Source organism: Micromonospora sp. NPDC050795, assembly GCF_044456785.1.
In the GTDB taxonomy this organism is placed as follows: domain Bacteria; phylum Actinomycetota; class Actinomycetes; order Mycobacteriales; family Micromonosporaceae; genus Micromonospora.
Genome location: NZ_JBITGE010000095.1, coordinates 1 through 2,229, shown reverse-complemented (window position 1 = coordinate 2,229; position 2,229 = coordinate 1). Strand labels below are relative to the sequence as shown.

The 2,229-nt window shown below is 67.0% G+C and carries 1 protein-coding gene; it reads right to left on the bottom strand.

Translation table 11 applies throughout. The features are described 5' to 3' along the window. The coding region (locus ACIBEF_RS32280) for a hypothetical protein (RefSeq protein ID WP_396797206.1) at positions 1-1,952 on the bottom strand (1,952 nt) is incomplete at its 3' end. Between the last annotated feature and the right edge of the window lie 277 nt (positions 1,953-2,229).

The window sequence follows — 2,229 nt, the reverse complement described above, 5'->3', positions numbered from 1 at the left end:
GTGGGGGTGGGGAAATAGCCGCGGTCCTCGCGGTTGGCGGCTCTCGGCTGTGCTGAGGCAGTAGCGGTCGACAGCCGCGCCGCGGCGGCGATGCCTGCCGGTGGCACGGTTGGGGTGGTGAGGTGCCAGGGGGCGATTTTGTCAGTCATGGTGACAGTGGCAGGTGCCGGTCGTGGCGGGTTTTCAGCGAGGTGTGGGGGCTGCCCTGGAGGGTTGAGAAGCTCGGCGATGCTCAGTACACGGCCGGGGGCGGGGCCGGGGCCGGTCAGGGTGGTGGTGGTGTTCCCTGCGGGGACGGGCCGGGCAGGGACGGCTGCTGCGGGTTGCAGCCGCCATTTGTTGTCGGGGAGCGTGGTCGGGTTGCGGTGCAGGCCGTGCGCGGCCAACGCGGTGACCAACACCGGATCCGGCGTTGCCGCCCGCCCCCCGGTGGCCGCGGCTTTCCGCAGTGTGTTCACCAGTAGGCCGATGGGAACAGGGACGGGATGATCGGGCAGCGTCACTGTGGTGTTGCCCGTGATGCGGGTGCCCACCGGCAGGCGGTTCAACGCCTGCGCATAGTCCTGATCGGTCCAGCTGATTTTGGCGCCGCTGGGTTGCAGCCGCCATTTGCCGTCGGGGAGCGCGGTCGGGTTGCGGTGCAGGCCGTGCGCGGCCAACGCGGCGACCAACACCGGATCCGGCGCCGCCACCCGCCCCCCGCTGGCCGAGGTGTTCCGCAGTGTGCTCACCAGTTGGCCGATGGGAACAGGGTCGGGATGACCGGGCAGCGTCACTGTGGTGTCGTTTGTGAGGGGGGTGCCTACCGGCAGGCGGTTCAACGCCTGCGCATAGTCCTGATCGGTCCGCTTGATTCTGGTGCCGCTGGGTTGCAGCCGCCATTTGTTGTCGGGGAGCGTGGTCGGGTTGTGGTGCAGGCCGTGCGCGGCCAACGCGGCAATCAACGCCGGATCCGGCGCCGCCACCCGCCCCCCGGTAGCCGAGGCGTCCCGCAGTCTTTTCACCAGTGGGCCGATGGGAACAGGGACGCTATGACCGGGCAGCGTCACTGTGGTGTCGTGCGTGATAAGGGTGCCTACCGGCAGACGGTTCAACGCCTGGGCATAGTTCTGATCTGTCCAGGTGATTTTGGCGCTGCTGGGTTGCAGTCGCCATTTGTTGTCGGGGAGCGTGGTCGGGTTGTGGTGCAGGCCGTGGGCGGCCAACGCGGTGACCAACGCCGGATCCGGCGCCGCCGCCCGCCCCCCGCTGGCCGAGGTGTTCCGCAGTCTGCTCACCAGTTGGCCGATGGGAACAGGGACGGGATGACTGGGCAGCGTCACTGTGGTGTTCTGCGTGATGGGGGTGCCTACCGGCAGGTTGTTCAACGCCTGCGCAAAGTCCTGATCGGTCCGGATGATTCTGGCGCCGCTGGGTAGCAGTCGCCATTTGCCGTCGGGGAGCGTGGTCGGGTTGTGGTGCAGGCCGTGCGCGGCCAACGCGGTGACCAACGCCGGATCCGGCGCCGCCACCCGCCCCCCGCCGGCCGAGGAGTCCCGCAGTCTGCTCACCAGTGAGCCGATGGGAACAGGGACGGTATGACCGGGCAGCGTCACTGTGGTGTTCTGCGTGATGGGGGTGCCTACCGGCAGGCGGTTCAACGCCTGCGCAAAGTCCTGATCGGGCCAGATGATTCTGGCGCCGCTGAGTTGCAGCCGCCATTTGCCGTCGGGGAGCGTGGTTGGGTTGTGGTGCAGGCCGTGCGCGGCCAACGCGGTGACCAACGCCGGATCCGGCGCCGCCGCCCGCCCCCCGGTGGCCGAGCTGTTCCGCAGTGTGTTCACCAGTTTGCCGATGGGAACAGGGACGCTATGACCGGGCAGCATCACTGTGGTGTCGTGCGTGATGGGGTCGCCTACCGGTAGGCTGTTCAACGCCTGCGCATAGACCTGATCGGAATTCCTAGGTGCCATCCGGATCTCCTCATCTTCTCGGTACTGGCCTCTCAACGAGCGAAGACAGTCACGCGTTCAACAGCTTCCCGGGCTTTGCCCCTGATCTTGCAGGGCTGTTGCAAGTTCCGGGGTTGTGTGGCTGGTCGGGTTGTGACCGGTTGGGCCGTATACAGATCTCTAGTACTCCAGCAGGAGATCCATTCGGACCTGCTGGAGCAGTGTGGTTTTGTCCGTAGGCATGGAGCAGCCACCGCTGAGTCTCGTGGTTGTGTGGACCAAAGATACGGCGGTGGCT